At 61.8% G+C, this 25,676-nt stretch carries 24 protein-coding genes; 8 read left to right on the top strand and 16 right to left on the bottom strand.

What is annotated here, in order from left to right; translation table 11 throughout:
- Positions 1-34: 34 nt before the first annotated feature.
- Complete coding sequence (gene lexA, locus ACFQ6Y_RS07460; RefSeq protein WP_230817157.1) at positions 35-763, bottom strand: transcriptional repressor LexA; 729 nt, start codon at positions 761-763, stop codon at positions 35-37.
- A gap of 291 nt (positions 764-1,054) precedes the next feature.
- On the opposite strand from lexA, the gene ACFQ6Y_RS07455 reads away from it, so the two are divergent.
- Both ACFQ6Y_RS07455 and nrdR read left to right on the top strand, forming a co-directional pair.
- Complete coding sequence (locus tag ACFQ6Y_RS07455; protein WP_378630643.1) at positions 1,055-1,753, top strand: LysM peptidoglycan-binding domain-containing protein; 699 nt, start codon at positions 1,055-1,057, stop codon at positions 1,751-1,753.
- Between the two features lie 195 nt (positions 1,754-1,948).
- Positions 1,949-2,446 (top strand): transcriptional regulator NrdR, encoded by a 498-nt coding sequence (nrdR, locus tag ACFQ6Y_RS07450; protein WP_378630641.1) that lies wholly within the window; start codon positions 1,949-1,951, stop codon positions 2,444-2,446.
- A 294-nt stretch (positions 2,447-2,740) separates the two neighbouring features.
- Here the strand turns inward: nrdR and hrpA are convergent, their stop codons facing one another.
- On the bottom strand, positions 2,741-6,646 hold the full coding sequence (gene hrpA, locus ACFQ6Y_RS07445) for an ATP-dependent RNA helicase HrpA (RefSeq protein ID WP_378630639.1): 3,906 nt from the start codon (positions 6,644-6,646) through the stop codon (positions 2,741-2,743).
- Positions 6,647-6,747: 101 nt separating this feature from the next.
- Here hrpA and ACFQ6Y_RS07440 point away from each other — a divergent pair, with 101 nt between their 5' ends.
- Positions 6,748-7,377, top strand: a complete 630-nt coding sequence (locus ACFQ6Y_RS07440; RefSeq protein WP_378630637.1) for a Pr6Pr family membrane protein — start codon at positions 6,748-6,750, stop codon at positions 7,375-7,377.
- On the opposite strand, the gene ACFQ6Y_RS07435 is transcribed toward ACFQ6Y_RS07440, so the two are convergent.
- A complete protein-coding gene (locus ACFQ6Y_RS07435; protein ID WP_378630635.1) occupies positions 7,348-7,665 on the bottom strand; it encodes a DUF2322 family protein in 318 nt (105 codons plus the stop codon). The two genes, ACFQ6Y_RS07440 and ACFQ6Y_RS07435, sit on opposite strands and share 30 nt — an antisense overlap.
- A gap of 132 nt (positions 7,666-7,797) precedes the next feature.
- Here ACFQ6Y_RS07435 and ACFQ6Y_RS07430 point away from each other — a divergent pair, with 132 nt between their 5' ends.
- Positions 7,798-9,021 carry an aspartate aminotransferase family protein gene (locus tag ACFQ6Y_RS07430; RefSeq protein ID WP_378630633.1) on the top strand — a complete coding sequence of 408 codons (1,224 nt, stop codon included), beginning with the start codon at positions 7,798-7,800 and terminating at the stop codon, positions 9,019-9,021.
- A 2-nt stretch (positions 9,022-9,023) separates the two neighbouring features.
- On the opposite strand, the gene ACFQ6Y_RS07425 is transcribed toward ACFQ6Y_RS07430, so the two are convergent.
- On the bottom strand, positions 9,024-9,290 hold the full coding sequence (locus ACFQ6Y_RS07425) for a hypothetical protein (protein WP_378445797.1): 267 nt from the start codon (positions 9,288-9,290) through the stop codon (positions 9,024-9,026).
- A gap of 17 nt (positions 9,291-9,307) precedes the next feature.
- Here ACFQ6Y_RS07425 and ACFQ6Y_RS07420 point away from each other — a divergent pair, with 17 nt between their 5' ends.
- A complete protein-coding gene (locus tag ACFQ6Y_RS07420; protein ID WP_378545462.1) occupies positions 9,308-10,006 on the top strand; it encodes a hypothetical protein in 699 nt (232 codons plus the stop codon).
- On the opposite strand, the gene ACFQ6Y_RS07415 is transcribed toward ACFQ6Y_RS07420, so the two are convergent.
- The 3 genes from ACFQ6Y_RS07415 to ACFQ6Y_RS07405 form a co-directional block, all read right to left on the bottom strand.
- Complete coding sequence (locus ACFQ6Y_RS07415) at positions 9,992-10,672, bottom strand: PhzF family phenazine biosynthesis protein (RefSeq protein ID WP_378630631.1); 681 nt, start codon at positions 10,670-10,672, stop codon at positions 9,992-9,994. The genes ACFQ6Y_RS07420 and ACFQ6Y_RS07415 overlap by 15 nt on opposite strands.
- Before the next feature lie 79 nt (positions 10,673-10,751).
- Positions 10,752-11,291, bottom strand: coding sequence for a carboxymuconolactone decarboxylase family protein (locus tag ACFQ6Y_RS07410; RefSeq protein ID WP_003942122.1), 540 nt, complete (start codon positions 11,289-11,291; stop codon positions 10,752-10,754).
- Between the two features lie 2 nt (positions 11,292-11,293).
- Complete coding sequence (locus ACFQ6Y_RS07405; protein ID WP_003942119.1) at positions 11,294-11,881, bottom strand: peroxiredoxin; 588 nt, start codon at positions 11,879-11,881, stop codon at positions 11,294-11,296.
- A gap of 228 nt (positions 11,882-12,109) precedes the next feature.
- Between ACFQ6Y_RS07405 and ACFQ6Y_RS07400 the strand changes: the two genes are divergently transcribed.
- Positions 12,110-13,069 carry a hydrogen peroxide-inducible genes activator gene (locus tag ACFQ6Y_RS07400; RefSeq protein WP_378445800.1) on the top strand — a complete coding sequence of 320 codons (960 nt, stop codon included), beginning with the start codon at positions 12,110-12,112 and terminating at the stop codon, positions 13,067-13,069.
- 49 nt (positions 13,070-13,118) lie between these two features.
- On the opposite strand, the gene ACFQ6Y_RS07395 is transcribed toward ACFQ6Y_RS07400, so the two are convergent.
- On the bottom strand, positions 13,119-13,961 hold the full coding sequence (locus ACFQ6Y_RS07395) for an NAD-dependent epimerase/dehydratase family protein (RefSeq protein WP_378630629.1): 843 nt from the start codon (positions 13,959-13,961) through the stop codon (positions 13,119-13,121).
- A gap of 86 nt (positions 13,962-14,047) precedes the next feature.
- Here ACFQ6Y_RS07395 and ACFQ6Y_RS07390 point away from each other — a divergent pair, with 86 nt between their 5' ends.
- Positions 14,048-14,692, top strand: a complete 645-nt coding sequence (locus tag ACFQ6Y_RS07390) for a ScbR family autoregulator-binding transcription factor (RefSeq protein ID WP_378446112.1) — start codon at positions 14,048-14,050, stop codon at positions 14,690-14,692.
- A gap of 56 nt (positions 14,693-14,748) precedes the next feature.
- Here the strand turns inward: ACFQ6Y_RS07390 and ACFQ6Y_RS07385 are convergent, their stop codons facing one another.
- The 7 genes from ACFQ6Y_RS07385 to ACFQ6Y_RS07355 form a co-directional block, all read right to left on the bottom strand.
- Positions 14,749-15,633 carry a ScbA/BarX family gamma-butyrolactone biosynthesis protein gene (locus ACFQ6Y_RS07385; protein ID WP_378630627.1) on the bottom strand — a complete coding sequence of 295 codons (885 nt, stop codon included), beginning with the start codon at positions 15,631-15,633 and terminating at the stop codon, positions 14,749-14,751.
- A 181-nt stretch (positions 15,634-15,814) separates the two neighbouring features.
- A complete protein-coding gene (locus ACFQ6Y_RS07380; RefSeq protein WP_378630625.1) occupies positions 15,815-16,474 on the bottom strand; it encodes a response regulator transcription factor in 660 nt (219 codons plus the stop codon).
- A gap of 273 nt (positions 16,475-16,747) precedes the next feature.
- Entirely contained in the window at positions 16,748-18,133 is a 1,386-nt protein-coding gene (locus tag ACFQ6Y_RS07375; protein WP_378630623.1) for an FAD-binding oxidoreductase, read from the bottom strand.
- A 77-nt stretch (positions 18,134-18,210) separates the two neighbouring features.
- Positions 18,211-18,855 (bottom strand): hypothetical protein, encoded by a 645-nt coding sequence (locus tag ACFQ6Y_RS07370; protein WP_378630621.1) that lies wholly within the window; start codon positions 18,853-18,855, stop codon positions 18,211-18,213.
- A 163-nt stretch (positions 18,856-19,018) separates the two neighbouring features.
- Positions 19,019-21,379 (bottom strand): hypothetical protein, encoded by a 2,361-nt coding sequence (locus ACFQ6Y_RS07365; protein WP_378630619.1) that lies wholly within the window; start codon positions 21,377-21,379, stop codon positions 19,019-19,021.
- A complete protein-coding gene (locus tag ACFQ6Y_RS07360; RefSeq protein ID WP_378533395.1) occupies positions 21,376-21,684 on the bottom strand; it encodes a hypothetical protein in 309 nt (102 codons plus the stop codon). The genes ACFQ6Y_RS07365 and ACFQ6Y_RS07360 overlap by 4 nt, the downstream gene beginning before the upstream one ends.
- 120 nt (positions 21,685-21,804) lie before the next feature.
- Positions 21,805-22,653, bottom strand: coding sequence for a LysR substrate-binding domain-containing protein (locus ACFQ6Y_RS07355; RefSeq protein ID WP_378630617.1), 849 nt, complete (start codon positions 22,651-22,653; stop codon positions 21,805-21,807).
- A gap of 56 nt (positions 22,654-22,709) precedes the next feature.
- Here ACFQ6Y_RS07355 and ACFQ6Y_RS07350 point away from each other — a divergent pair, with 56 nt between their 5' ends.
- Positions 22,710-23,117 carry a DUF5997 family protein gene (locus ACFQ6Y_RS07350; RefSeq protein WP_317553060.1) on the top strand — a complete coding sequence of 136 codons (408 nt, stop codon included), beginning with the start codon at positions 22,710-22,712 and terminating at the stop codon, positions 23,115-23,117.
- Positions 23,118-23,169: 52 nt separating this feature from the next.
- On the opposite strand, the gene ACFQ6Y_RS07345 is transcribed toward ACFQ6Y_RS07350, so the two are convergent.
- Positions 23,170-25,674 carry an RNA helicase gene (locus ACFQ6Y_RS07345; protein WP_124569740.1) on the bottom strand — a complete coding sequence of 835 codons (2,505 nt, stop codon included), beginning with the start codon at positions 25,672-25,674 and terminating at the stop codon, positions 23,170-23,172.
- Positions 25,675-25,676: the final 2 nt, after the last annotated feature.

Genomic DNA, 25,676 nt, shown 5'->3' with positions numbered 1-25,676 from the left:
GTGTGGTGCTTGTGTTCGTGTGGTGCGAGCGAACTCAGATCTTCCGCATGACGGTGACAACCTTGCCCAGGATGACAGCGTTGTTGCCGGGAATCGGTTCGAAGAGTTCGTTGTGCGGCATCAGCCACACCTCCTTCTTCGTGCGCTTGAACGTCTTGACGGTGGCTTCACCGTCGATCATGGCGGCCACGATGTCACCGTTCTCTGCGACGTTCTGCTGGCGGACGACAACCCAGTCGCCATCGCAGATTGCTGCATCGATCATCGACTCGCCGACAACCTTGAGCATGAAAAGCGAACCCTGGCCGACGAGCTCACGGGGGAGTGGGAACACGTCCTCCACGGCTTCCTCGGCGAGGATCGGTCCGCCGGCGGCGATGCGGCCCAGGATGGGGACGAACGCCGGCTCGGGTAGTGGGTCGGCGCTGTTGTACTCGCCGGAATGCTTCGACACCGACGCAATGGCGGTATCGGCAGCAACCTCGTCGAGACCCCGAACATCGACGGCGCGAGGCCGATTGGGATCGCGCCGAAGGAAGCCCTTGCGCTCCAACGTCCGCAGCTGATGTGCGACCGACGAGGTGGAGGTGAGCCCCACTGCATCACCGATCTCGCGAATGCTGGGCGGGTAACCGCGCTCGGTCACGGAATCGCGGATCACTTCGAGAACGCGCCGCTGGCGCTCGGTGAGGGTCTCGCTCGACGGAGACGGAACTGCAGAAGCTCCTGCCTCCGCGGCACTGCTGGAGCGATCGTCCTTCATGGCCTGTTGCCTCCGTGTCTAGAGAAAGTGCGTGTCTGAAGAAAGGGCGTGTCTGAAGAAATGGCATGTCTGTAAAAGCGTCTGGCGTAAATCGTGTGGTGCATATCGCGCGGAAACTTGTCGGTGCCCCCTGCCAACATTCGAGCTGTCGACAAACACGGAGGCTTTCGCAATTCCCGCTGTGTGGTCTGACACGAATCTAGCCGGATTTGCTCGCGTTTTCAAACATCTGTTCGATTCGTGTCGTTCGAAGTAGAGACATTGTCGGCCAAGCGTGGTAGAAATTCGAACATGCGTTCCATCGAACGCATGATCGAACACATCGATCGGTGTCGACCAGCGGAGGTCACGATGGGTAACGCAGCAGTTAAAGGCAACAGGGTTTTCGACGATGGGATCGGTTTCGACGGCACGTCGGCGTTGAAGTATCACCCGTCGTTCTACGGGCCCGATGCTGATGACGTGGCTTTCGAAAGGCGCGGCACCGCCGAAATGCGGGGTGTGCCCAGGCATGTCGAAGACGAACCGCGGGTGGCCGTTGTTCGTCGTTTCCCCGTCACAGGCGGAACGTCAGGTTCGCGTTCGTTGCGTGAATCTCCTCGCCGATGGGACAGCGAGCAAGATTCGTCACGCCCGTACGGAGGCAGTTTCGCGCACCGAAACAGGGTCGGTGTCTCGCGGGTCGAACACGAAGTGCAGGCCGAGGACGTCAGTTGGAAGACGATGTTCCTGGGCGCCGTGTTCACTGCGATGGCCGTTTTGGCGCTGGTCGGGATCGGCGCTTTGTCCAGTGGTGATGTTGCTGCGACAAACGGAGCGACCGATGTGGTTCGCGTCGCTGCGGGTGAATCCCTCAGTGATATTGCTGCCAAGGTTGCGCCTGGCCAGGCTGTCGGCTCTGTGATCGAGCAGATCATGGATCTCAACGCGATGTCGAGTTCCGGACTGGCCGTGGGGCAGACGCTGATCGTGCCGGCCTCGGGTCGCTGACCGTACCCCTAAGCAGGCGGGGGCGTACCGAGCGTGAGAGCAGTCCGTTCACAGCGAGTAAGCTGTCCAGTTGACAGTCCCACCACCTCGGGTGGTCGCGTTGAGTACGTGGATCTGCTCTGTAAATCGTCGGAGGATTTGCAGTCGGTAGCGAATCTGAGTTGCGGCCATTTCGGCGACAACGAAGGAACCCCGATGCATTGCCCGTTCTGCCGGCACCCTGATTCCCGAGTGGTCGATTCGCGCGAGGCCGACGAGGGCCAGGCGATCAGGCGGCGCCGTTCGTGCCCCGAGTGTGGACGTCGATTCACCACGGTCGAGACGGCAGTGCTCTCGGTCGTGAAGCGTAGCGGCGTGACGGAGCCGTTCAGTCGGGAAAAGGTTGTCAAAGGTGTGCGGCGCGCATGCCAGGGTCGCCAAGTGGACAACGATTCGCTGAATTTGCTGGCGCAGCAGGTGGAGGACGCCGTGCGTGCTTCCGGTTCTGCCGAAATTCCCAGCAACGAGGTAGGCCTCGCGATTCTCGATCCGCTTCGAAATCTCGACGAGGTTGCGTACCTACGGTTTGCATCGGTGTACAAATCCTTCAGCTCTGCCGCGGATTTCGAACGTGAGATCACGGACATGCGCGAGCATGCCGAGACCCGTGCCGCCGACAAGGCTCCCGGCGTCGAGACCGTTTCCGTCGATTGAGGTCTTCGCCTTAGGTAACGCTGAGAGCACAAAGCGGCATTAGGTAACGCTGAGAACACAAAGCGAACAAACGAACAAATCGGGCATGTTATTCGCTTAGTGTCTACCGGGTACGTTCGTCCGCATCTCGGATCTTCACGGAGGCGTTATGAACTTAGTTGCAGTCCTCGGAGTCGTGAACAGCCTGGTGACCCTCGGGTTCGCCAATACTGTTGCCACCTTTGGTGGTTTCCTCACCAACGTCAACATTCAGACAATCTACTGATCGCGCAATCTCACCGATCACGCTGAGCATCATCGCTTGATCGCTTCGATAGCTTTCAGGACTCGCTTTTCGGAAATCGGTGTGGGTGTACCGAGGGACTGCGCAAACAGGCTCACGCGCAGTTCCTCGATCATCCAGCTGATCGCGTCGACATCTCGAGCAGTGCGACGCTCTTCGGGCAACGAACCCAACAACCGGTCGTACGCTGCGTACACCCGGTCGAGGACATCCATCGCCTGCTGATCTCGTTGTGCGCTTGCAGGCAGAGCTTCGAGTCGGAATTTTGCTGCGGCAAGATATCGCGGCAAATCGCGTAGGCGTGCTGAGCCCAATTCCGCGACGAATCCCGGAAACAGCAGTGAGGTCAACTGTTCTCGGACGTCGTCGGCTGCCTCGCCGCGGGAGCGGTCGAGGACGACGCTCAGTTGGTGTGCTTGTTCGAGGATCGGGACAATCATGCGCAGGATCGCGGAGACGCGTCCGGCCAGTTCGGAGCGTGCGATCTTCACCAGGGCTTCGAACGCCTCAGGTGTGCGGACCGGTCCACCGTGGGCCGCAATCACTTCGTTGGCAGCTGCCACTCGGCAATCGTCGACGAGGGCCTCCAATCCGCCGTCTGGATTCTGGCCGAGCGCCAGACGCTGAGTGTTCGACAAGCCGGCGGTCACTGCCTTGAGTTGGGTGGGAACGGCCGCCAGAAGGAGCGCTCGCGTTCCCTCCCTCATCGCCTGCGCCTGCGCAGCCGGCGTACTCAGGACACGGACGGCTACTCCGCCGTTTTCCGGCACCAGCGCTGGGTAGCCCGTCACCTGCTGTCCACCGATGGAACGGGTGATGGTCGGCTCCAATGCGCCGAGTGTCTCGGACGTCCAGACGGCAGCGGCCGCCCGTTCGGTTCCGGTGGCCGCCTTGGCCACTTCCTTCTGCACGCGCGGTGCGAGTGTGCGTCGTAGCTGCGCCAGATCCTTGCCCTTCGCGAGGACCTTGCCTGATTCGTCCTCGACGACAAACGTCATCTTGAGGTGATCGGGCAGCGCGGCCGGATCGAAGTCCTTGGCGTCGATCTGAATTCCGCCTAAATGCGAGAGTTCGCGGGCCATTGCGGTCATCAACGGCTCGGATCGAGGTTTGACTGCTGCCAACGCTGCGGCGGCGTAGTCGGGTGCCGGCACGACGGCGCGTCGAATGTTCTTGGGCAGCGTCTTGATCAGAGCAGTAACCAGATCGACGCGCATACCGGGGACCAACCAGTCGAAGCCGACCGGCTGAAGCTGCGCAAGTAGGCCGACCGGGATGTGTGCGCTGACGCCGTCGTCGTCCTTGCCCGGCTCGAATTGGTAAGTCAGCGGGAACTGCATGTCGCCCTGGCGCCAGGCGTCCGGGTACTCCCCACCCAGTACGGCAGCCGCGTCGGAGTTGACCACGGTTTCCGGGGTGAAGGTCAGCAGACTCGGATTCTTGCGCCGCTCGGACTTCCACCACTGGTCGAAATGCTTGGCGGATACGGCTTCCTGGCCGATGCGTTCGTCGTAGAACTCGTAGAGAGTCTCGTCGTCGACGAGGATGTCGCGGCGGCGCGCACGGTTCTCGAGCTCCTCGACGTTGTCGAGGAGTGCGCGGTTCTCGTGGAAGAACTTGTGGTTCGTCTGCCACTCGCCCTGCACGAGCGCATGGCGGATGAAGAGATCGCGTGAGGCCTCGGGATCGATTCGCGAGTACGTCACTGCGCGGCCGGTCACCAGCGGAACGCCGTAGAGAGTGACCCGCTCGTATGCCATCGCGGAGCCGCGCTTGGAGGACCAGTGCGGTTCGGAATAGGTGCGTTTCACCAGGTGCGGGGCGAGCTTTTCGGCCCATTCCGGTTCGATACGCGCGGACATGCGCGCCCACAGCCTCGACGTTTCCACGAGTTCGGCGGCCATGACCCAGCGTGGTGGCTTCTTGAACAATCCGGATCCGGGGAAGATCGCGAAGTGGCTGCCCCTCGCGCCGAGATAGTCCCGCTTCTCACCTTCGCGCAACCCGATGTGCGAGAGCAATCCGGCGAGCAGTGACTGATGGATTGCGTTCTCGCTTGCGGGGGTGTCGCCCACGGTCCAGCCGAGACCGCGGGTGATCTGCCGCAGCTGCCCGTGCAGATCCTGCCATTCGCGGATACGGAGCCAGTGCAGGAACTCGTTCCGGCACATCTTGCGAAACTGGTTGGAGGACAGATCGTTACGCTGTTCACGTAAGTAGTCCCACAGTTTCAGGTAGGCCAGGAAGTCGGAGTTCTCGACGTTGAAGCGGGCGTGCTTTTCATCGGCGGCCTGCTGGAACTCGGCGGGCCGCTCGCGAACGTCCTGGATGGACAACGCCGCGACGATGACAAGGGTTTCGTGAAGGCACCCGTTGTTCTTGGCTTCCACCAGCATTCGTGCCATTCGCGGATCTACCGGAATCTGGGCCAATTCGCGGCCGACCGGCGTCAGTTCGGGGTGGCTGGCCTCGGAACCTCGCGCAATGGCGCCGAGTTCTTCGAGGAGTCCGATTCCGTCCTTGACGGCGCGCTGGTCCGGCGGCTCGACGAAGGGGAAGGCAGCGATGTCGCCCAGACCGAGGGCCGTCATCTGCAAGATGACCGATGCGAGATTGGTCCGCAGGATCTCCGGCTCGGTGAACGCCGGCCGTGACTCGAAGTCCTCCTCGGAGTAGAGGCGGATGCAGATTCCTTCGGCGACGCGGCCGCAACGTCCGGAACGCTGACGAGCTGACGCCTGCGAAATGGGCTCGATCGGCAATCGTTGAACCTTGGTGCGCACCGAATATCGAGAGATGCGCGCGGTTCCCGGATCGACGACGTAGCGAATGCCGGGCACGGTCAGTGAGGTCTCTGCCACGTTGGTGGCAAGGACGACGCGTCGGCCGGTGTGCGGCGAGAACACCTTGTGTTGCTCGGCAGCAGACAACCGCGCGTACAGCGGGACGATTTCGGTGTTGCGAAGACGCCGGTCACGCAAAGCGTCTGCGGTGTCGCGAATTTCGCGTTCGCCGGAAAGGAAGACCAAGATGTCGCCTTCGCCCTCCGAGCTCAGTTCGTCGACAGCCTCACAGACCGCGTCGACGGGATCGCGGTCGAAGGTGATGTCGCCGGATTCGACGGTCAGTGGCCGGTAACGCATCTCGACGGGGAAGGTTCGCCCGGAGACCTCGACGATCGGCGCAGGCTTACCGTCGACGGCGAAGTGCTTGGCGAAGCGTTCGGGATCGATGGTCGCCGACGTGATGATGACTTTGAGATCGGGTCGGCGGGGGAGCAGCTGCGCCAGGTAACCGAGGATGAAGTCGATGTTGAGGCTGCGTTCGTGCGCTTCGTCGATGATCAGCGTGTCGTAGCGTCGGAGCATGCGGTCGCGCTGAATCTCGGCGAGCAGAATGCCGTCGGTCATGAGCTTGACATAGGTGCGGTCAGACACCTGGTCGGTGAATCGCACCGTGTATCCGACGGCGTCGCCCAGTTCGGTGTCGAGTTCTTCGGCGATACGTTCGGCCACGGTGCGTGCGGCCAACCGGCGAGGCTGCGTGTGTCCGATCAAGCCGCGGACGCCGCGTCCGAGTTCGAGACAGATCTTGGGGATCTGAGTTGTCTTACCGGAGCCGGTCTCGCCGGCGACGATGACAACTTGATTCTCCGAGATCGCGGTGGCTATATCGTCTTTGCGCTGACTGACGGGCAGTGCTTCGGGGTACGAGATCGCGGGGACGTTCGCGGCGCGGTTCGTCAATCGAGTGCGTGCGGCATTTATTTCTTCGGCCAGCGCCACCAGAGCGTCGGGTGTGCGGGCACGGTCGAGTTTGCGACGGAGTCGACTCTCGTCGCGGAGTGAGACCTGCGCCAGTGCGCTCTTCAGGTCACTCCGCTTGGGGGAGAGCGGGGCCGGTGGTGTTGTAGACATGCTGATGACAGCCTATCGAACGCATTGACAACTACCGCTCGCAGATCGTGCTGATGTGCAAATATCGACCAGTGACGACAAATACCGCAAATGAGTCATCTGTGCCTGTCTTGTCGACGCCGATCGCCGTGCGAGTCCTGAGACTGTTGTTCGCGGTGTTCGGACTCGCCGCGTTGCTGTGGATCCCGATCCGCGACGCGGCTGATCTCTCTCTGTCGAACTATCTGAGCTACTTCACCATCGAGAGCAACATTCTTGCGGTGATCGTGTTGCTGGTCGGTGCAATTCGAGATCCACAATCGCAGGCGTGGCAGTCGATCCGAGGGGCGGTGACGCTGTACATGGTGATCACCGGGATCATCTACGCCGTCCTCCTGGCAGATATCGACGTCAATTTGAACGATGCCTGGATCAACTCGGCACTGCATCGGATTCTTCCGCTGGTCATGCTGCTCGACTGGGTGTTCTTCGCCTCGAGGCACAGGATCTCCGAAGCACGTTCACTGCAGTGGTTGCTGTTCCCGGTCGTGTACGGCGTGTACACGTTGATCCGAGGCTCGATCGTCGACTGGTATCCCTACCCGTTCATGGATCCGCGCCACCAGGGCTATCTGGCCCTGTTCATCGGGTTTGTCGTGCTGGCCATCGCGATGGCCCTGATGGCGTTGGCAGTCAATGCCGTCGGACGGTTGGGCGCCGGGCTACGGGGCCGGAACGCCCCGCAGTCCTAGCCCGTTTCCGGTGGAGATCACCTGATCGAGTCGGTCGATGTTCGGGTGCTTGCCCGGGTTCGCCCGCGCGTCCTCGGTGTGTTCGGCGAAGATCGTCAGTCCTGCTGTCGCAGCTTCGGGTGTCAGTGCGCCGTAGACCGCAGCGAGATGGTTGTACACCTTGACCGAGCCGGACTTTCCGGGCTTGTTCTCCACGGTGTCGATGACGTTTCCGTCGGCGTCGAGTACCTCGATGGCGGCCAGATGATCGATGGCGGGCAGTGCTGCAAGATTGTCGGCAAAAGTCATGGTCGACAGATTACGTGTGCGCCCGTGAAAGCCGGTGCCGGGCGAGCGCCGTCGTGCGCGGATTTCCGGTGTCGATATAGTCGCAGCACATCGTTTGCACACCAGCATCGTTTGTATTCGAAGGGGACAATGATGGCTTCGGCATTGTGGCACGGGTTCGCGGACATGGGCGCTGTGGAGAAGAACGGCGCGTTTGTCGTCTCACGCGGTGAGGGCGCGTACATCTGGGATTCCGAGGGCACTCGGTATCTGGATGCGACGGCGGGCCTGTGGTTCACCAATGTCGGGCACGGGCGCACCGAGATCGCGGATGCGGTGGCGGCTCAGTTGTCGAAGATCGCTCATTTCTCCAACTTCGGTGATTTTGTTCCCGAGACCACGCAGGTGTTGGCCGAGCGTCTGGCGGCCATCGCGCCGGTTGCCGGGAGCAAGATCTTCTTCACCTCGGGTGGTTCGGATTCGGTGGACACTGCGGCGAAGCTGGCTCGCCGGTACTGGCATGAGGTGGGGCAGCCGGAGAAGACGATTATTGTCGGACGTCAGAAGGCGTATCACGGAATGCATGTTGCGGGAACGGCTTTGGCTGGTATTCCGGTGAACCGTGAGGGTTACGGCGAGCTGATGGCGGATGCGGCGACCGTCGGCTGGGACGATGCGAAGAGCCTGCTCGAGTTGATCGAGAAGATCGGTGCGAACAAGATCGCTGCGTTCTTCGCGGAGCCGATCATCGGTGCGGGTGGGGTGTATCTTCCGCCGGAGGGGTATCTGGCCGAGGTGCGCGACATCTGCCGTGAGCACGACATCCTCTTTGTCGTCGACGAGGTCGTGACCGGTTTCGGCCGGATCGGTGGTGAGTGGTTCGCGTCCACCCGTTTCGATTTGCAGCCTGACATGATGACCACGGCAAAGGGTTTGACGTCGGGTTACGTGCCGATGGGTGCGGTGTTCATCGCGCCGCGGGTGGCGGAGCCGTTCTATGCCGGTTCGTGGTGGCGCCATGGGTACACCTACGGCGGGCATGCCGGTGCTGCTGCGGCGGCGATGGCGAACCTCGACATTCTCGAGCGTGAGAATCTGCTCGCGGAGTCGAAGCGTTTGGAGGCGTCGTTGCATACGCATCTGCAGTCGCTGGCCGAGCATCCGCGGGTGGCGGAGGTTCGTAGTGGGCTCGGTGCGGTCGCGGCTGTGCAGTTGGCTGATCCGGCGGAGGCGTTGCCGTTTGTGAAGACGCTTCGTGAGCATGGTATTTCGGGTCGCGCTGCGGGGCAGGGTGCGATGCAGATTTCGCCGACGTTTGTGATGACCGATGATCAGGTCGCCGAGATGGCCGCGGGGATTCTCGCAGCCCTCGGCTGATGTCAGCTGCGGCGCCGAAAGAGTTTCTCGATTCGGCGCCGCACTGCGTTGGGCGCAGGTTCCAGTTCCAGAACCTCTTGCTCCGACTGCTTGGCGTATGCCTGGGTGTAGCGCTCGTGTAGCACCGAGCGAATCTCGTCCGGAGAGTAGGCCCGACGCTGGCGTTCGCCGCGCGCAACGAGGACCCCGGTTGCGGCAATGCCCATGGCACCGGCGAGGCCGACCAGTTTCCATACGTGCGAGGCGCGCAGAGGAGTCGTGAGTTTCATCCCTCTACGCTAGAGGCATGGACCGACGATTGCTTTCGCAGGTGAGTCTCGACGAGGCCGCCGCCGCGACCCGCACGGGTGACATCTGGATCTTCCGCGGAGAGTCGACGGCCGATCGAGCCATCCAGACGCTGACCAACAGCCCGGTCAATCACGTGGGAATGTCGGTGGTGATCGACGACCTCCCGCCGCTGATGTGGCATGCGGAACTCGGTCATTCGCTGCAGGACATGTGGACCGGACGCTTCCAGCGTGGTGTCCAACTGCACGATCTGAGATCGGCGGTTCAGGTGTGGGGCGCCAAGTACGGGCAGCGCGGATGGTTGCGCCAGCTCGACCACGAGATCACCCGTGAGCAGGAAGACGCTCTGCTCAAGACGATCGCGCGACTGGACGGCACGCCGTTCCCGTCCACGGCCAAGCTCGCCTCACGCTGGTTCGGAGGCCGGATTCCGAAGCTGCGCAAGAAGTCCGACGTCTCCGCGGTGGCCGTCGAAAGCGCTTACTGCGCCGAAGTTGTTGCCAAAACCTATGAGGCGATGGGTCTGCTTGTCGGTAATCGTCGTATCAACTGGTTCGATCCGGGCAAGTTCTGGAGCGGCGATCAACTGCCGCTTGCACCCGGAGTTGCCCTCGGCGACGAGATCTCGGTGTCGCTCAGCGCAGGCGATCTCGAAGCCGGACGTAATCCGGCCGGGTACTCACAAGGTTCGTGACGGCTCGGCAACCACACGTCCGCCGACTTCGAGCCACCCTTCCGGGGAGAACGTGGTGTGCAGTACCGATCCGCGTCCCTGGGTGATGAGGAGCGATTTCCTCAGTCGGTCCGTGATGCGCAACGCTGCCGATCCGGTTGCCTCGTCCTCGGCGATTCCCATCACGGGTGCGAACATACGTGCGCGGATCGCAGCTTCGAGCTTGTCCTGCCAGGCCCACAGATACGAATGATCCGCCTCGTAGTCAGACGGATCGGCGCCGATGACCTCGTCGACCGTGTCCATCGGGTAGATCGCGAATTCCGGTGCCCATTCGGCACGGGCGCGTACCCACGTGAGAGCGCCGGATTGGCGGACGTCGACCCTGCCGGCTGGAACGTCGAGGGCGCTCACGCGACGGCCCTGCTCGCTCAGCCACCACGTCGCACCGACGGTGGGGTGCCCGGCGAAGGGGAGTTCTGCTGCCGGAGTGAAGATCTGAGCCCGGGCACGCGAGGCGCCGTCTTCCGGGACGTCGATGAAGATGGTCTCGCTGTAGTCGAGTTCCTTCGCAACGGCTTGTCGATCCGATTCTGCAACCGTGGATGCGTCGACGATTCCCAGCGGATTGCCGTGCTTGCCGTTTTCGTCCGCGAAGACCCGGACCACACTCACCTCGATACCCATCGGTCCACCCTAGCGCGCGAAAAGCCCTCCCCACCGTCACGGTGGGGAGGGCTCGTCGAACTGCAGTCAGGTACGAGGATCAGACCTGTGCGGCAGAGAGGATTTCGTTGGCTTCGACAGCCTGTGCGACGCCCGCGACGATGGAACCGGCGCGGATTGCTTCGAAGATGACCTCGCGGTCGACACCTTCCTGGCGGAGGGTGTTCTCGTGAGCTTCGAGGCAGTGGTTGCAGCCGTTGATCGCGGACACTGCAAGCGACCACAATTCGAAGTCGGCCTTGTCGACGCCCGGGTTGCCGATGATGTTCATCCGCAGGCCGGCACGAAGATCGTCGTACTTACCGTCGAGGTAGCCCTTGGTGCGGTAGAAGACGTTGTTCATGCCCATGATCGACGCTGCGCCGAGAGCGGCGTTGTACGCCTCTGCCGACAGGTTGTCGGCAGCCTCGGATGCAATCTCCTTGAGCGTGGACGCAGACTTGGTGGCTGCGGCCGTTGCGAGGAGTGTTCCCCACAACTGCTGCTCGTTCAGGACCGTCGTGCGCGCAATGGAACTCAGGTTGAGCTTGAGGTCCTTCGCGTACTCGGGAAGCGAGTTCTTGAGGTTCTCGACGCTCATACTCAGACGCTCGCAGTCAGGAGCTCGCCGGCGTTGATGGTCGGGTCGCCCTTCTTCCAGTTGCATGCGCACAGCTCGTCGCTCTGGAGAGCGTCGAGGACGCGGAGAACCTCGTCGACGTTACGGCCGACGGAACCGGCTGTGACGGAGACGAACTGGATCTCGTTGTTGGGGTCGACGATGAACGTCGCGCGGTCTGCAACGCCGTCAGCGTTGAGGACGCCGGTGGCCTCGGCAAGCTCGCGCTTGAGGTCCGAGAGCATCGGGAAGGGGAGGGTCTTGAGCTCCTCGTGCTGTGCGCGCCACTGGAAGTGCACGAACTCGTTGTCGACGGAAGCGCCGAGGACCTGAGCGTCACGGTCTGCGAACTCTTCGTTGAGCTTGCCGAATGCAGCAATCTCGGTGGGGCACACGAAGGTGAAGTCCTTGGGCCAGAAGAAGACGATGCGCCACTTGCCTGCGTAGTCGTCACTGGTGACGGTGGTGAAGTAGTCATCGGGCTGCTGGGCATCGACCTTGGACAGGTCGCCGCCGATGACAGCCGTGAGGTTGTAAGCGGGGAACTGGTCGCCGATTGTGAGCAGAGCCATGTGTCTCATTCTCCTACGTGTCTCGTGAACAGGAATTTCTTCGCACACGATCTGGCTGTTCGGATTGTGACGGCCGAACGTGCTGGATCGAGAGGGTTTGTCACCGTCAGCGGGTCGGACGGTTTCGACTGAAATGTCGAGGTTGTGACCGGCGCTTTTTGGTATGAGTCCATTCTGCATCAAACCGTTCAAAAGGTAAAGGTGATGGGTGGCACTACACTGATAGGCATGTCTGATCAGACTTATCAACCTTCCTTGTCACAGCTGCGTGCCTTTGTGTCGGTGGCGGAGTATCGGCACTTCGGTACTGCCGCAGCACGTTCCGGTGTGAGCCAACCCACACTGTCGCAGGCGCTGGCGGCTCTCGAGGCGGGGTTGGGAGTCAAACTGATCGAGCGCAGTACCCGACGCGTGCTCGTGACCGCGGACGGCCAGCGCCTACTCGGTCAGGCCAAGCAGATTCTCGAAGCTGCCGATGGATTTGTCGCGAGCGCCGCCGGCTCCGGCGACTCTCTGACCGGTCCGCTACGCATCGGGCTGATCCCCACCGTTGCGCCCTACATCCTTCCGGGGTTGCTGCCCGAGCTACGCGAGAAGTTGCCGTCGTTGGCGCCGCAAATAGTCGAGGATCAAACGGCGCGCTTGCTTGATGCACTGCGATCGGGAGCGCTCGATGTCGCTGTGTTGGCGTTACCCGCCGGAACACCCGGCCTGGTGGAAGTTCCTGTGTACGAAGAGGATTTTGTGATGGTCGTGCCGAACGATCATTCCTTGGCCGGACGCGTCGATCTCACGGCGGACGTGCTCGACGCGCTGCCGTTGCTCTTGCTCGACGACGGCCACTGCCTGCGTGATCAGACGTTGGATCTGTGCCGTTCCGTGGACGCTCATCCTCTTGCCGGTGACACGCGGGCGACCTCCCTCGCAACGGTCGTGCAGTGTGTGGCCGGGGGACTCGGGGTGACTTTGGTCCCGGAATCTGCTGTTGCAGTGGAGGTTCGACGCGGGGATTTGTCGACGGCGCGCTTCGCGTCGCCGGCTCCAGGTCGCACGATCGGCGTCGTGTTCCGCTCTTCGAGTGGTCGAGCAGAGGGATTCCGCCAGCTGGCTGAGCTGGTGAAATCTGTTGCGCCGGGTAAGAAGTGCCTCGATCGCACCGCGATTGTCGCCGGGGCAGATTCTGTTTGATCCAGTCGGATCGACATTTTCCAGGTTGGGCTCCGGAGACGCCGCAGGATCAATACAGTCTCGACCGGAACCAGTGATCGAGGCTGATCATGTCTATCTGGTGCATGTCGAGACCCAGCTGGGCAGCTGCGTTCACTGCGTCGGCGCGGGGGATAGAGTTCTGAGGCAGAGTCCAGTTGGTCTCCCGCGCATGGTGCTCGAGAACGTCGATGACTGTCCGTGGGGCAGGTTCGTTGACGTGAAGTGTTGAGCCGTAGCGAAATTGCTGTTCTGTCGACAGTGCGTGGATAGATCGCGCGAGTAGGTCTACGTCGACTACTGACAGGACCGCATTACCGTCGTCGATGATCGAGTCGAGTCGAGAGACAATTCGCGTCAGAGTCGGCAGAAACCATCTGTCACCGGTTCCGTACACAAGATGGGGCCGGATGACCAGGCCTCCGGCGTCGCGTACGAACTTCTCGGCGAGAGCGCGCGTGCGACTGGCAGGTGAGTGTGGTTTGAGAGGTGCGCCGTCGACCGGCAAGTCTCGAAAGGGGCCTGGCCCGTAGACGGCCGCGGTGCTGACGTAGAGCAGCCGTTCGACGCCGACGGCGGCGGAGACCGACGCAACCTTCCGTATGCCGTGTTGGTTGACGTGAACGCACTGTTGTTCGTCGTCGCCCACGTACGACACGCAACAGATGACGGTAGACGCCTGACTCATTGCACCTCGTAGAGAAGCGCTGTCGTTGATATCGCCGATCGCGGCGGCAATACCGTAGCGGCTGAGTTGTTCGGCTGCGTTGTCCGTGCGAACGAAACCGATTGCAACGTTTCCGTCCCGGGAAATTAGCTGGTTCATCACCGCCGAGCCGATGAAACCAGTGGCCCCGAGTACCAAAGTCGTCACGGTGTGTCCGTGTCGAGAGCGTTGCTGCCGGGCCTTTCGACGTATCGTTGAGATACATTCCGTTGGCAACGAGAGCTGGGTTGATCATGCAGGAGCGTGCGGTCCTCACGCGCCAGGCCGTAATTTTGGGTGCTGCGAAGAGCTTCGAGAAGTTCGGGTACTCCGCCAGTCTGGGCACGATCTTGCAGCATGGGGGTGTGTCCAAAGGCGCGATGTATTTTCATTTCGCGTCGAAGGAGGAGCTTGCGCACGCGGTCATCGCTGCCCAGCACGGTATGGCGATGGAGGGTACCCGGCGGGTTGCTGCGCATTCCGACATCGCGGTCGAAACCTTGGTGCTCGTCTCGCAGGAGATGGCTCGGCAGCTTGTGACCGAGCCCATCGCGCGAGGTGGCATGCGTTTGACGATGGAGATCGGCAGTATTCAGGGTCCCATCGAACAGCCGTACCTCGACTGGATCGAGGCTATCAAGCAGGTGGCAACCCAAGCGGCCGAAGCCGGCGATATCGTCCCGGGCACCGACATCGACGCGTTGGCTCGGTTTGTCGTGGGATCGTTCACCGGAGTGCAGATTCTCTCGGAAATGCTGACGGGCCGAACCGACCTGTACGAGCGGTTGAGTCAGATGTGGAACTTGGTGTTGCCAACTATCGTCCGCGAGGACAAGTTGGCGCATGTCATGCAGCTGGCGTCGCTTGCACCGCGAGAGTGGGAAGCTCCGAGCGTGTGACGTGGACGACGCGACGAGAAGAACCGCGACGAAAAGAACGTGTTCACCCTCTCTCATCATTGGTTCGCAACTGTAAGTTCAAGTTCCGCGGTGGTTTCCCGTTCTTGAGTGAACCGAACGCGGTGCACATGGCCTGAGGTGTCAAGGGGGGTCGTTGACACCTCGCACGGCGTTTCCCATTCGGTGAACCTTGGAAAGACCGCCGAGAGTGAGGCGATACTTGTTGCTGGGTTGCCGATGCGGTATCGCACGGCTTGTCGAGCGGCCTCGAAAAGGATCATTCCTGGGATGTGGTCGACGGGGTGGTCGAAAAGGGAGTGGTTGCGCGGATCTGGAGCGCAGAACATCGTGTCCCGAGCAGGATCAGTGCTGATGAGCACATCTCCATCGGTTAAGCGTCCGACTCGGTCCGACCCGACCACCGCGGTTCCGGTGGGAAGGATGCGTTGGCTTTGGCGGTGATCTTCGCGTCCCCGCCGAATGCGGCGGTATCCCTCGGGGGTGACTCCTCGCGCGACAGCGTTGCACTTGGCGACATGCCGAGCGCCTTCTCGGAGGATTCCGGATACATCGACGCCCGAGACCGCTCCGTCGCGGTGGGTGAGGTTGTCCACTGTCATCGAGAAACTCAACGGCTCCGCTACGGGTTGCACGTCGAGTGCATCCAACATCTCGAAGCGGAATGTTTCCATGAGGAACTTGTAGTGCAGTGGAATGTCGTATCGGGTGTGGCAGAGAAGCACCACTGCCTGTCGAAATGCTTCTGCCACCCCGAGCGGATCGTGTTGCTCGCTCGATGCGTCGAATATCCGGTGCGAGACCGGGAGTTGAACAGCAACCTGGTACCCCGAGTTCGATTCGGGCCGGTAGTCCGTCAAGAAAACCTCGGCAACAGCATGTCTGTGGACGAGATGGCGCGGCACTGTGCGTGTGTATTCCATTGATTGAATGCACCTTTCGATGTTCACTCGAGGCTTCGGTGTCGTGGTGGACCTAATGTTCGACGTTCGGGGACGTCGTCGAATCGTCAAAATTGACGATCTTTGCGAAGGTCGAACTCGATCGGGGTGAGCGTCCGTCTCAATGAGCGCCCGTCTCGATGAGTGGCTGGGGCACTTCCTGCTAGAAGCGTCCGATCCGAAGTTCCAGTGGTGGTCTGCGTGCGTCGTGACCGGAGCGGTGGAGCATCCCGCAGGCCTCTATCTGGGAGTGCGCCCCCAGCTTCTGCAAGATGCTTCGGATGTGGGCGCGAACCGTGGTCGGGGCAATGTGGGCGGTTCGGGCAATCGAGTCGACATTCGAACCGCCGTGGAGGAGTCCCACGATTTCGAACTCGCGATCGGTGAGACTGCCGATTCGTGCGGTTTCTTCGGTGCGCAACCGGATGCGTTGTACGAGAGCGGACTTGTCGTGTGCAGTCTGAGTGGAATTGGTGTCGAGAGCGGCCTGCAGCTCATCGAGCAGCGATGCGAACGGTAGTCGAGAGTTGAGCGCGGTGTGGGCGCCCGCCGCGAGCCCCCGAACCATGGAGTGGCCGCCACTGAGATCGCCGACCAGGATCGATCCCTCGAGTGCGGCGAGCTCCTTCACCTGCCAATCGACGCCCCCGAATGGTAGGAGAACAAGCGCTCTACCGTGATCGCTGGTGTGGTGCTCTAGCAGACTCATGTCTGCGGTGTGTGGCCCGTAATCAGTCCTGGCGCTGATTCCGGCAGCGATTGCACTGGCGAACCCTCGATCGCTGTGAGTGGTGTACACGGTGACTGTGTTGGTGTGCGTCATAGCGACTACACCACCGGTGGAAGTACAGTCCGCTCCGCTCTCGTCACGGCGCAACCAAAACTGTTGGTTTCAGCGTGGTTTCGTCGGCGGGCTACCCCTGCGCGACGCCGGTAACAGCGATATCGGACGTGCCCGTCCGCCCAGAGAAACTTGCGCGTTCGACGGAGTGCAGGCCTGGGCCTTGGGCGGATTTCACGAGTCGTTGCACCACAGGGCTTCTGAGTCGCGGCGAATTGATTCCGCGGCGTCCCGGAATTTGGAATCGAGGAGTTGTTACTTTGCGGCGATCACTGCTCCGGGATTGAGTATTCCCAGCGGGTCGAGGGCATCCTTGACCTTGCGATTGAGGGCCATGACGTCTTCACCCAACTGGGACGGCAGCCAGTCGCGCTTGAGCCGGCCGACCCCGTGTTCGCCGGTGATCGTGCCACCGAGGGCAATGGCGAGATCCATCACCCGTCCGAAAGCGATCTGTGCGCGTTCGGTCATATCCGGGTCAGCGGGGTCGAACACGATGAGCGGGTGTGTGTTTCCGTCCCCGGCATGCGCGACTGTGCAGATCAGGACGTCGAGGTCGTCGGCGATGGCTTCGACGCCGGTCACCAACTGGGGGAGTGCGCGCATGGGAACGCCCACATCTTCGAGAAGCAGACTCCCCATCGCGAGCACTGCGGGGAACACAGCTCGCCGAGCCGCCGCAAACGCGTCACCTTCGGCTTGGTCGTCGGTCGCGAATACCTCGGTGGCTCCGTTGTTTTCGCATGCCTGAACGATGGTCTCGATTTCCAGCACGCCTGCCGCGCCGGGTGCGTCGGACTGCGCGAGCAGCAATGCGTGAGCCTTGCGGTTCAGACCCATGCGCACCGAATCCTCGACGGCATTGATGCTGGCATGATCCATTAACTCGAGCATCGCCGGACGCATGTTGCTGGTGATCGCCAAGACTGCGTCGGCAGCTTCTTGCACCGAGTCGAACGAGGCCACGACGGTCGATGCGGGCGGCTGTGCCGGAATCAGACGCAACGTGATTTCCGTGATGATGCCGAGAGTGCCCTCACTGCCCACGAACAGTTTGGTGAGTGAGAGTCCGGCAACGTCTTTGAGAAGTGGGCCACCGAGGCTGACCGCTGTCCCGTCTGCCAGGACGACCCGAAGCCCGAGAACGTAGTCGGTGGTAACTCCGTACTTGACGCAGCAGAGCCCGCCGGCGTTGGTAGCTGCATTGCCCCCGATGGAACAGATTTCGAAGGATGACGGGTCGGGTGGGTACCAGAGTCCGTGCTCTGCGGCGGCTTTCTTGACCTCGGCGTTCATCAAGCCGGGCTGAGTAACCGCCACCCGGGCGACCGGGTCGATCGTGATCTTTCGCATTCGCTCGGTGCTGACCACGATGCAACCGTCGACGGCGCTGGATCCACCGGACAGGCCCGAGCCTGCGCCTCTGGGAACCACCGGAACGCGGTGGGCGGTTGCCCATCGCATCACGGTTTGGATGTCTTCGGTGCACGTTGCGCGAACCACGGCAGCGGGGTGGCCCGCGGCCGGGTCGGCGGCCCAGTCCTGGCGGTAGCCCGCGGTCACGTCCGGATCCAGCAGGACGGCTCCCTCGGGGAGCGCTGCTACAAGTTCGTCCATGGCGTGGGAATTTTCAACCGTCATCACTCCATCATGCGTCCCGCAGCGCCGCTGAGGTCCTGACTTGGTCAGATTTGGGCGCGGCACCGTTGCCCTGGCCCCTACCGGGCCGCACCTTCCGGCCAGCCGGGGTAGTTGGGGAGGACGAGGGGTGAGGTGAAGTCGGTGCTCATCCGGAGTCGATTCCCGTCGTGACGCGATTTGAACCAGTCAGAGCAAGTCTCCTGTTGCACACGGTCGCTGGTGGAGCTGGTGAATTTGTCGACGATCCAGCCGCCGAAGACGTCCCCTTCCGGTGCATTCCGGGTCCCTTCGAATCGAGGGTAGGGGGTAGCCGTAGAAGCGGTGTTGTGCATCCAGATCTCGTAACTACTGCTCGGGAGTCGCGACGAATCCGGTTTGCGGCCGTCGTAATCGGTATCGTAGGCGTCGGAGCAGGCGTAAGCGACGACGGTCGAATCGCCAGGGTATCCGGCGGGAATTGTTTGAATACTCAAGATCCGGTTGATGCTGGTACCTCGGTAGACGCGTGGTGGTGTGTCTGCGGGTTCTCCGTAGCGGCGATCGCTCGAGACCGTTCCACGAGTGTTCGCAGTGATTCTCGAGAACCCGTGGTAGGCGTCGCTGCGATCGCCACTACTGTCAACGATGTAGTCGGATTCTATGAATGCTCGGATTATGGTGGCCTCTTCGCTGAAGAGGTCGATGCCGGGGTCTGCGAGCCATTGGTTGTGATAGTCGGTCATGTAGCTCGGTAGTACATAGACGTTTGACGCGGCGGGCGTGGTTGTGGCGCTGATGTTTTCGGTTGAGTTGGGTGCCGCGCAACCCGCGATACATGATCCCATGCTGAATGCCAGTGCAAGAGCGGTTGCGGCGCGGTGGTTTCGCCTTGTAAACGCAGGAAATCTATCCGACATCGTCGAGTCCGTCTCTCATGTTGGTCATGAACGTATCGCGATTGAATCCCCGAAATGTCAAATAGTCCTGCAGCGTACTGTCGAATTTGCCGTTTAGACCCAGGGTCTCCAGATCGACTGGTCTGAGGGATTCGCTCGGATCGCCATTGACTCGAAAACCGTTCAGTTGCTCGAAGTCTTCTCTTCCGTAGGCGTTGTCGAGTGCCTGAACCAATCGGTAATCGAGAAGGGTCGTCGAAGCCGAACTCTGGTCTGTGAAGTTGAGTTGTGCCGGAGGAACTTCGACCGGGGAGCCCAGGACGTGATCTTTGAGTTCGACTCCCAGCATGCTGAATGCAACGCTGGTGGGTGGTCCGAAGCCTGGGATCATGGCGGCACCGCCGGAAATCAGCCAACCGAGTTCGTCGTATGTTTTCCCACGTCTGCTGATGATGTCCTGTTGCGCCGCCGCAGCGTCACCGGTTCGGTTGAGGGCTTCTTCCTCGAGAGCACCGTCCATCAGTGCCTGGACGCGTCCCGCATATATTGCATATTGCGAAGAACCCGCGGCGATGTCTCCGCTCATACTGGTTTCGACGAAGGTCCCTTGGAGTTGGCCCGCGGCTCCGAGCATGTTCGCATTGAAACTTGCGGCTGCGTGGGGGTCGCTGTCGATGATCGCGATCACCGATTTTGCATTGGCGAATCTGTCGTCGTAGGCATCGAGATTTTCGAAACCGAGGGTACCGGTTTGATCGGGTTCCAATCCGACGAGATTCCCGATGTACGGGGTCACCGCGGAACCGATGGATTGCGTCAACGCGGGATTCACTTCTCCGACGGATCTGTTGTCCAGGCCGGCGATGTCGAGGTAGGCACCTTTGTTGTCGGCGAGATTGTGGGCGAGTGCAAGGGCAGAGGCGCCGGCCCGTTCGGCAACAGCTGGGTTGGAGTTGGTGGCGTCGGGTCCGATCCAATCGGTGAGGCCGCTGACGGCTCGTCCGTCATCGTTCCATTCGCGGGTGAACAGATTCACCACGTCGTCCTGATGAGCGGGGGTGGTGAGGAAGTCGGCGTTCGAAGGTATGTCCCGAGTGGCAACGTCGAGGGCTTTGGTGAGGCTGGAGTCGAGCTCATCGTTGCTGACGGGCTGGTCGTCGTCGCCGAAGACCAATCGCATCGGGGCGCTCGATGAAGTTTGCGATTGGAGAGGGGCGAGATCTGCGCTGCGATCGAGCAGTGCAGAACTCAAAGCGCTGCCGGATTGTGTCGCCGGGTCTGCATTTCGAAGTATGTCCGTGAGGGCATTCGAATCGTCGAAATGGTTGACGTTCACGGTGGTGGAGTACCCGCCGGGTTGGAGTTGCGAGCTGTACGCGGGGTCGCTGAAGATTTTGCGGACGTCTGGCGGAAGGTTGTCGAGGCTGCCCCCGTTGCCGATGTTGCCGTTGCCGTCGGTGACGTTCGGATTGGAGACGATGAACATGCCCGAGGCGAGAGCGCTGGTGATTCGCGCGTCGGCGGGGACATTCGCATCGGGGAAGTTGACCGTGCGGAATCCTTCGGCTCCTGCACCGATATCCTTCAGCTCGTCGAGGTCGGTATCGGCGTAGAACTCACGTAGGTAGGCGAGTTGTTCTGGGTCCACGACCACGGGCCCGCCGGCAGCAAGTTGCGCTTGTTGTTCCGGACTGAAAGTCGTCGCGGCGATCAACCGTTGCTTGGCCGCCTCGCTCTCGGGTGTTGCGCCTGGGGACTGCGCGAGAATGTCGGAGTCGTGGGCTCCCTGACCATCGAACCGAACGTGATGTGAAGGAGTGGTCGACGCTGCATCGGGGATCCCGAAATCGGCCTTGCGGTCGATGAGCGAGGTGCCTGCGGCGGTGATCTCCGTGAGGATTCTGGCGGCGCTCGCGTCGGTCTCGTCGACGTCCGTGAGTGCCGTGCCGATGCGCCACGAGTGATATTCGAGGCGGGCTTCTACCTTGCGCGGATCCGTGCTCGCCAGAGTTGCGGGCGTCGCGGTGATGGAACCGTCGTCAGAGACGGTGAAACCGTCGGCGCTCGCGTCGTCGACGCGGCTGACCAGTGTTTCGCGGGCGTACCGGAGGTTTGCCGATTGCGCTGCGACACAGCGCCCGGCGTCTCCGACTATCGCGACGGCGTCTTGCCCGAAGGCATGCTGCTGCGTTGCCGAATCCCACGCTGCGGTCGCCGCGCTGCCGCTCCAATTGCTGGTTGCGGTGTCCATGATTCGGTGCGCGATGTCGACGTTGCTGTCGAATACGTCATGCCCGCGGCCCAGGGAGCCGGCATAGTTGTCGAGGGCGTCCAGATTCCAGGATCGGATCTGCGAGATCGACAGTGTCATCGCACGTCTCCCGAATCCTCGATCCGTGCGCCGTTGGCGATGTCGACCCGGGCGAACTCTCGTGCGGAGTTTTCCAGTTTCGTGCGGGTAGCAGTGATCCCCGCTCCGATTGCGCGGCCGAGTTCGTCGACGGTGACGACGTTGTCGGCTATGGCTGCAGCGAACGCCGACCCGGCGGCTCCGGCCGATGCGGCGGTAGCGGCCTCCGAAGCCGAGAATCCACCGAGTTCCTCGGCAGGTGCCGTCAGCCCCTCCGCAGCACTTGCCAATTCGGCTGGATCAGCTGAAAAAGTATCCACACCCATGAACGAATCCCCCCGAATTCATCTGCGAGATCACAGTGAATCGAGGATAGAGCATGCCAGATGACCCGACCTCGAAGGGTGCGTCATCGTCCTCGCGGTCGAGGGGGTTGTGTGAAAGCCCTAACGGCCCTTCTGCTTTCCGGAGAACCGGCCACCCGAACTCTTGGTCCCGCCGGACTTGCCGCTGCCCGATTTGCCACCGGCCTTGGCTTTTCCGGAACCGGCGTTGCGGCCGGAAATGTTCTTTGCGGTGCCGGCGCCCTTTGCTTTCTGACCGTTCTTCGCAGCTTCTGCGCGACGCTCGCGGGCCGCGATCTTTGCTTTGACAGAGCCCTTGATCTTTTCGGCCGGCTCACCGTTCCGGCCGCGGGAACTCTGTGCCGTGCGCCCCCGCACGATGCCGATCAGTTCCTCCACCAGATCTGTGGTCTTGGACTCCAACCATGCCAAAGCCACAGGAGCTTCGGGTGCACCGTCCACCGGACGGAAGGTCAGGTCCTTGCGATGGTGGAACCGCGCCAGCGAATGGGGAACAACGACTACGCCGACGCCCGCGGCTACCAATTCGATGGCATCGGCGATACTCGCGGGTCTTTCGGCGGCGGCCTTGCCTGGACGTGTCGGCCAGTCGAGTCTGTCGTCGAGCGGATCGAGCACTATTTCGTCTGCCAAGTCGTCGACGGAGATTTGTTCGACAGCGGTGAATACGTGATCTTTCGGTACCACCACCACTGGGGTTTCCGCGTACAGGGAGATCGCGCTGATACCGGTCCGGTCGATCGGCAAGCGAACCAAACCTGCATCTGCTTCACCTGCGCGAAGCGCCGCTTCGAGTTCGAGAACGGGGAACTGAACAAGCTCCAGACGCACCTCGGGGAGTCGCTCGTGCCACACCCGGACCCACTTGGTGGGCGTCACCCCCGGGGCGTACGCGAGTCGAAAAATTGCCTGACTATCCGCGTCTGTCACCAGGCAAGGCTACCGCCTTGGTAAAAGCACCCGTATCGGCTGGTTACTCTTGTTGCATGACGTCGAACAAAACTCCCCAGACGATGAAGCCGACGACGGCTGCCAAGAAGCTGGGTGTGTACCTGGAAGCAACACCTGCGCAGTTCCAGGAAGGCGACGTGACTCGTGACGAGCTGACCGCTCTGCAGACCGATCCGCCGGAGTGGCTGCTGGAGCTGCGACGCACCGGACCACACCCGCGCCCGGTCATCGCCGCCAAGCTGGGCATTTCGATCGCCGGCCTCGCTCGCGGTGGCGTCGAAGAAGCACTCACCACGGATCAGATCGCCGCTCTCCTCGAAGAGAAGCCCGAGTGGCTCGAGAAGGAACGCGCTGTTCAGGCCGACGTGCGGGCCGAGAACGTTCGGATCAAGGAAAAGCACGCAGCCCGTCGCAACCAGCCGCGAAAAGCAAAGAGGGGCTGACGCCCCTGTGCGCCTTTTTGGTAGCGCCGACTACCGAAAAGGCGCACAGGCGCTAGCCTTCTACGACGCTGAGCTCGTCGAACACAATTTCGCCCGCAGCATCAGATTCGGGGATGTCGACAACGGCGAGCAGCGCCCAGCCGTGATCACCTTCCGGATCCTCGAGCACCTGCCGCACCCGCCAGAACTCGCCTTCTTCAGTGACCTGGAAGAGCGCGGGCCCGCGCGCTGACGGCCCGGTTCCGATAGTTGCGTACTCCTCGAAGTACGGAAGTAGTTGCTCTTCCCACTCGGCGGCGTCGATACCGTCTTCGAGGTTTTCGAGCTCGTTCCACTGCCGACGCGACGCGAGGTCGATGCGTCGGAACATCGCATTGCGCACCATGACGCGGAATGCGCGTGGGTTCGCCGAGATGGGACGGGGAATGTCGGCGCCGAACGCAACCTCTTCCGTGTCTGCCTCGGCTCCGGGGTCGGTGAGTGACTCCCATTCGTCGAGCAGGCTCGAGTCGACCTGGCGGATCAGCTCGCCCAACCACTCGATGATGTCTTCGAGTTCCTCGGTGCGCGCTTCCGTCGGGACGGTCTGTCGCAGCGCGCGGTAGGCGTCGGCGAGGTAGCGCAGGACGAGACCCTCGGACCGGGTGAGTCCGTAATGGCTGATCAACTCCGCGAACGTCATGGCGCGTTCGATCATGTCGCGAACCACGGACTTGGGCGAGAGGGCGAACTCGGTGATCCACGGATGGCCACCGCGGTACATCTCGAAAGCCGGGAACAGCAAGTCCGACAACGGTTTCGGCCAGGTCACCTCTTCGAGGAGTTCCATGCGCTCCTCGTACTCGATGCCGTCGGCCTTCATCTGTGCCACCGCTTCGCCGCGGGCGAAATGCTGCTGCGCCATCAGAACCTGACGCGGATCGTCGAGCGTCGACTCGATGATCGAGACGACATCGAGTGCGTAACTGTCGGATTCGACGTCGAGAAGCTCGAATGCCGCCAAAGCGAATGGTGAGAGCGGCTGGTTGAGCGCGAAGTCGCGCTGCAAGTCCATGGTCAACCGAGCCATCCGGCCGTACTCGTCGGGTTCGTCGAGGCGTTCCACGATGCCGGCACTGAGCAATCCGCGATACAGCGAGATCGCTTTGAGGATGTGCTTGCGTTGCGCCGGACGCGATTCGTGGTTGTCCTCCAACAGATGTCGCATCGCGTCGAAGCAGTTGCCCGGTCGGGCAATGACATTGAGCAACATCGAGTTGCTGACCGAGAATCGCGACACCAACGGCTCCGGCGATGCCGCGACCAATCGGTCGAACGTCGCCTCGCTCCAGGACACAAACCCCTCGGGAGCCTTCTTGCGTTGAATCTTCTTGATCTTCTTCGGATCGTCGCCGGCCTTGGCGACGGCCCGTAGATTCTCCACCTCGTGTTCGGGTGCCTGGACGACGACGGTGCCCATGGTGTCGTAGCCCGCGCGACCCGCACGGCCGGCGATCTGATGGAATTCGCGGGCTTTCAGATGGCGGGTGCGGACGCCGTCGTATTTGGCCAGGCCGGTGAGCAGGACCGTGCGGATCGGGACGTTGATGCCGACGCCGAGGGTGTCGGTACCGCAGATGACCTTGAGCAGTCCGTCCTGCGCGAGGACTTCGATGAGCCGTCGATACTTGGGCAACATGCCGGCATGGTGAACGCCGATGCCGTGCCGGACCAGGCGGGAGAGTGTCTTTCCGAAACCGGTGGTGAAGCGGAAACCACCCAGCGCCTCGGCGATCGCTTCCTTCTCTTCCTTGGAACAGAAGTTGACGCTCGTCAGTGCCTGGGCGCGTTCGAGCGCGGCGGCCTGCGTGAAATGCACGATGTAGACGGGGGACTGGTTGGTGGTGACCAGATCTTCGATGGTTTCGCCGACCGGTGTGGTCGCGTACGAGAACATCAGGGGCACGGGGCGTTCCGTACCGGAGACGACCGTGGTGGGCTTGCCGGTACGGCGCGTCAGATCCTCGGAGAAGAAGTCGACCTCGCCGAGAGTTGCCGACATCAACAGGAACTGCGCGTGCGGCAACTCGATGAGCGGAACCTGCCACGCCCAACCGCGATCGGGTTCGGAGTAGAAGTGGAACTCGTCCATCACGACCTGGCCGATATCGGAGTTCGGGCCCTCGCGCAGTGCAAGATTCGCGACGATCTCGGCCGTCGCACAAATGATCGGCGCCGACGAGTTCACGGCGGCGTCGCCGGTCATCATGCCGACGTTCTCGGCACCGAAGACCTCACAGAGCGCAAAGAACTTCTCGCTCACCAGCGCCTTGATCGGCGCCGTGTAATACGTACGCTTGCCGAGCGACATCGCGTAGAAATGCGCGCCGATCGCCACCATCGACTTGCCGGACCCGGTCGGCGTCGCGAGGATCACGTTTGCACCCGAGACCAACTCCATGACGGCCTCTTCCTGGGCAGGATAGAGCGTCAAACCTCGTTCGAGGGTCCACGAGGAGAAAGCGTCGAAAACGGAATCAGGATCCGCGTTGTCGGGGAGAAGTTCCGTCAGCAGCACTC

This window comes from Rhodococcus sp. NPDC056516 (genome assembly GCF_042794655.1).
Classification (GTDB): Bacteria; Actinomycetota; Actinomycetes; order Mycobacteriales; family Mycobacteriaceae; genus Rhodococcus_F.
The sequence above is the reverse complement of the archived record's forward strand: the minus strand, read 5'-3'. Positions and strand labels throughout refer to the sequence as shown.

What these genes read in the sequence shown, in the direction of transcription:
- ACFQ6Y_RS07405 (WP_003942119.1), bottom strand. Translation starts at nt 11,881, where the DNA reads ATGGCTCTGCTCACAATCGGCGACCAGTTCCCCGCTTACAACCTCACG.
- ACFQ6Y_RS07350 (WP_317553060.1), top strand. Translation starts at nt 22,710, where the DNA reads ATGACGTCGAACAAAACTCCCCAGACGATGAAGCCGACGACGGCTGCC.
- ACFQ6Y_RS07360 (WP_378533395.1), bottom strand. Translation starts at nt 21,684, where the DNA reads ATGGGTGTGGATACTTTTTCAGCTGATCCAGCCGAATTGGCAAGTGCT.
- lexA (WP_230817157.1), bottom strand. Translation starts at nt 763, where the DNA reads ATGAAGGACGATCGCTCCAGCAGTGCCGCGGAGGCAGGAGCTTCTGCA.
- ACFQ6Y_RS07400 (WP_378445800.1), top strand. Translation starts at nt 12,110, where the DNA reads ATGTCTGATCAGACTTATCAACCTTCCTTGTCACAGCTGCGTGCCTTT.
- ACFQ6Y_RS07385 (WP_378630627.1), bottom strand. Translation starts at nt 15,633, where the DNA reads ATGGAATACACACGCACAGTGCCGCGCCATCTCGTCCACAGACATGCT.
- ACFQ6Y_RS07365 (WP_378630619.1), bottom strand. Translation starts at nt 21,379, where the DNA reads ATGACACTGTCGATCTCGCAGATCCGATCCTGGAATCTGGACGCCCTC.
- ACFQ6Y_RS07435 (WP_378630635.1), bottom strand. Translation starts at nt 7,665, where the DNA reads ATGACTTTTGCCGACAATCTTGCAGCACTGCCCGCCATCGATCATCTG.
- ACFQ6Y_RS07420 (WP_378545462.1), top strand. Translation starts at nt 9,308, where the DNA reads ATGGACCGACGATTGCTTTCGCAGGTGAGTCTCGACGAGGCCGCCGCC.
- ACFQ6Y_RS07415 (WP_378630631.1), bottom strand. Translation starts at nt 10,672, where the DNA reads ATGGGTATCGAGGTGAGTGTGGTCCGGGTCTTCGCGGACGAAAACGGC.
- ACFQ6Y_RS07390 (WP_378446112.1), top strand. Translation starts at nt 14,048, where the DNA reads ATGCAGGAGCGTGCGGTCCTCACGCGCCAGGCCGTAATTTTGGGTGCT.
- ACFQ6Y_RS07380 (WP_378630625.1), bottom strand. Translation starts at nt 16,474, where the DNA reads ATGACGCACACCAACACAGTCACCGTGTACACCACTCACAGCGATCGA.
- ACFQ6Y_RS07375 (WP_378630623.1), bottom strand. Translation starts at nt 18,133, where the DNA reads ATGACGGTTGAAAATTCCCACGCCATGGACGAACTTGTAGCAGCGCTC.
- ACFQ6Y_RS07370 (WP_378630621.1), bottom strand. Translation starts at nt 18,855, where the DNA reads ATGACCGACTATCACAACCAATGGCTCGCAGACCCCGGCATCGACCTC.
- hrpA (WP_378630639.1), bottom strand. Translation starts at nt 6,646, where the DNA reads ATGTCTACAACACCACCGGCCCCGCTCTCCCCCAAGCGGAGTGACCTG.
- ACFQ6Y_RS07430 (WP_378630633.1), top strand. Translation starts at nt 7,798, where the DNA reads ATGGCTTCGGCATTGTGGCACGGGTTCGCGGACATGGGCGCTGTGGAG.
- ACFQ6Y_RS07425 (WP_378445797.1), bottom strand. Translation starts at nt 9,290, where the DNA reads ATGAAACTCACGACTCCTCTGCGCGCCTCGCACGTATGGAAACTGGTC.
- nrdR (WP_378630641.1), top strand. Translation starts at nt 1,949, where the DNA reads ATGCATTGCCCGTTCTGCCGGCACCCTGATTCCCGAGTGGTCGATTCG.
- ACFQ6Y_RS07455 (WP_378630643.1), top strand. Translation starts at nt 1,055, where the DNA reads ATGCGTTCCATCGAACGCATGATCGAACACATCGATCGGTGTCGACCA.
- ACFQ6Y_RS07410 (WP_003942122.1), bottom strand. Translation starts at nt 11,291, where the DNA reads ATGAGCGTCGAGAACCTCAAGAACTCGCTTCCCGAGTACGCGAAGGAC.